The 2,371-nt window shown below is 56.4% G+C and carries 2 pseudogenes; both read left to right on the top strand.

What is annotated here, in order from left to right:
- Positions 1–78, top strand: a pseudogene (locus tag CRG49_RS14170) (IS481 family transposase); the annotation flags it as partial.
- 22 nt (positions 79–100) lie between these two features.
- Positions 101–2,266: pseudogene (locus CRG49_RS12690) on the top strand (TonB-dependent receptor); the annotation flags it as partial.
- Positions 2,267–2,371: the final 105 nt, after the last annotated feature.

The raw sequence follows: 2,371 nt of genomic DNA, 5'->3' as shown, positions 1-2,371 counted from the left end.
GTGAAGCCGCACCGCAGTTTGAACGGCGATACGCCGTTTGAGGTCTTGCAGGCTTATTTTTCTCAACCTGTGGTGTAAACAACGCGATGATTTCCTACACAGGGCGCGGGTGTCGTCGGGACTGACGCACGGTTTGGGCGTGTCCGACAGGATTATCGACGGCAGCGTGTTCAAACAGAAGGCGGTAAACCTGGGCGACGCGCTCAATGGCAATCCGGGCATTCATGCCAATCAATACGGCGGCGGTGCGTCTGCGCCGGTGATACGCGGACAGGGCGGCAGACGGATTAAAGTGCTTCACCATCACGGCGAAACCGGCGATATGGCCGATTTTTCGCCCGACCATGCTTTGACGGTAGATACCGTATTGTCCAAACAGGTAGAAATTCTGCGCGGGCCGGTTACGCTGGCGTACAGCTCGGGCAATGTGGCAGGCCTGGTGGATGTTGCCGACAACAAAATTCCCGAAAAAATGCCCGAAGCCGGCGGTGTGGATGGTGAGTTGACGGCACGTTTCGGCAGCGGCAGTTTGGAAAAACTGTATGCTGGACAGGCAGATATAGGTTTGGGCAAACATATAGTGCTGCACACGGAAGGCTTGTGGCGCAAATCGTCCGACTATGCCGTGCCGCATTATCACGATGCCCGAGGCCGTCTGAAAAGACTGCCCGACAGCCGCGCCGACTCGCAAAGCGGCAGCGTCGGGTTGTCTTGGGTGGGAGAAGGCGGTTTTATCGGCGGCGCGTACAGCATCCGCAAAGACCAATACGGACTGCCGGCACACAGCCACCTCTACGACGACTGCCACGCCGACATCATTTGGCAGAAAAGCCTGATTAACAAACGCTATCTGCAACTTTATCCCCACCTGCTGACCGAAGAAGATGTCGATTACGACAATCCCGGCTTGAGCTGCGGTGTTCACGGAGAGGGCGACGGCCATGCGCACACCCACAACGGCAGACCTTGGATAGACCTGAAAAGCAGACGCTACGACATCCGTGCCGAACTGAAACAGCCCCTGCCCGGTTTCGACACCCTGCGACTGAACATCGGCCACACCGACTACCGCCATCAAGAAAAAAGCGGCGATACCGCAGAAAACTTCTTCAACAACCAAACATCCAACATCCGCCTTGAATTGCGCCACCGCCCGACAGGCCGTCTGAAAGGCAGTTGGGGCATACAATACCTGACCCAGAAAAGCAGTGCCTTGTCCGCCGTCCCCGAAAGCCTGCGCCAGCCCATGCTGATCGACAACCAAACCAAACGTTACAGCCTCTTCGGCATCGAACAGCTCGACTGGGACGACTTCCAACTTGAGGCCGGGATGCGGGTAGAAAAGCAAAAAGCCGCCATCCGTTACGATTTGGATTTGATCGAACGGGAAAACTACTTCAACCAACCGCTTCCCGACTTAGGCGCGCACCGCCAAACCGCACGCTCGTTTGCCCTTGCCGGCAACTGGCATTTCGCCCCCGGCCACAAATTCAGCCTGACCGCCTCCCACCAAGAACGCCTGCCGTCCACGCAGGAACTTTACGCACACGGCAAACACGTCGCCACCAACACCTTTGAAGTCGGCAACAAACACCTGCAGAAAGAGCGTTCCAACAACCTCGAGCTGGGATGGGGCTATGAAGGCAGCCGCTGGCAATACAACATCAGCCTCTACCGCAACCGCTTCCAAAACTACATCTACGCCCAAACCCTCAACGACGGCCGCGGCCCCAAATCCATAGAAGACGACAGCGAGATGAAACTCATCCGCTACAACCAGTCGGGTGCAGACTTTTACGGCGCAGAAGGCGAAATCCACTACCAAGCCCATCCCCGTTTGCGCATCGGACTGTCGGGCGACTACGTCAAAGGCCGTCTGAAAAAACTGCCCACACTACCCGGCAGGGAAGACGCATACGGCAAAAGAGGCCACATCGTCCAAGCCGACCAAAATGCCCCACGTGTCCCGGCCGCCAGAGTCGGCGTACATTTCCGGTTCCAACCCACAGAACAATTGAATGCCACACTGGACTACTACCGCCTGTTCACCCAAAATCGAACCGCCCGTTACGAAACCCCCACCCCCGGCCACCACATGCTCAACGCCGCCGTCCATTACCGAAAACCGGCACGACACGGCGAATGGTACGGCTTCATCCGCGCCGACAACCTGCTGAACCAATCCGCTTACGCCCACAGCAGCTTTTTGTCCCACACGCCGCAAATGGGACGCAGCATCAGCATAGGCGCAGGTTGGAAGTTTTAAACGGAACTTACATTCGCCTAACAAGTGCAATTTCCAATAACAGAAAAGGCCAGTATGCGGTAGTATACTGCCTTTCCTGACAAGAAAGATTGCAATATGGCCTAC

Origin of the sequence: Neisseria sp. N95_16, from assembly GCF_002551535.2 — a bacterium.
GTDB classification, from domain to species: domain Bacteria; phylum Pseudomonadota; class Gammaproteobacteria; order Burkholderiales; family Neisseriaceae; genus Neisseria; species Neisseria brasiliensis.
Note: the sequence above shows the minus strand (reverse complement) of the source record. Positions and strands in the feature narration are given on the sequence as shown.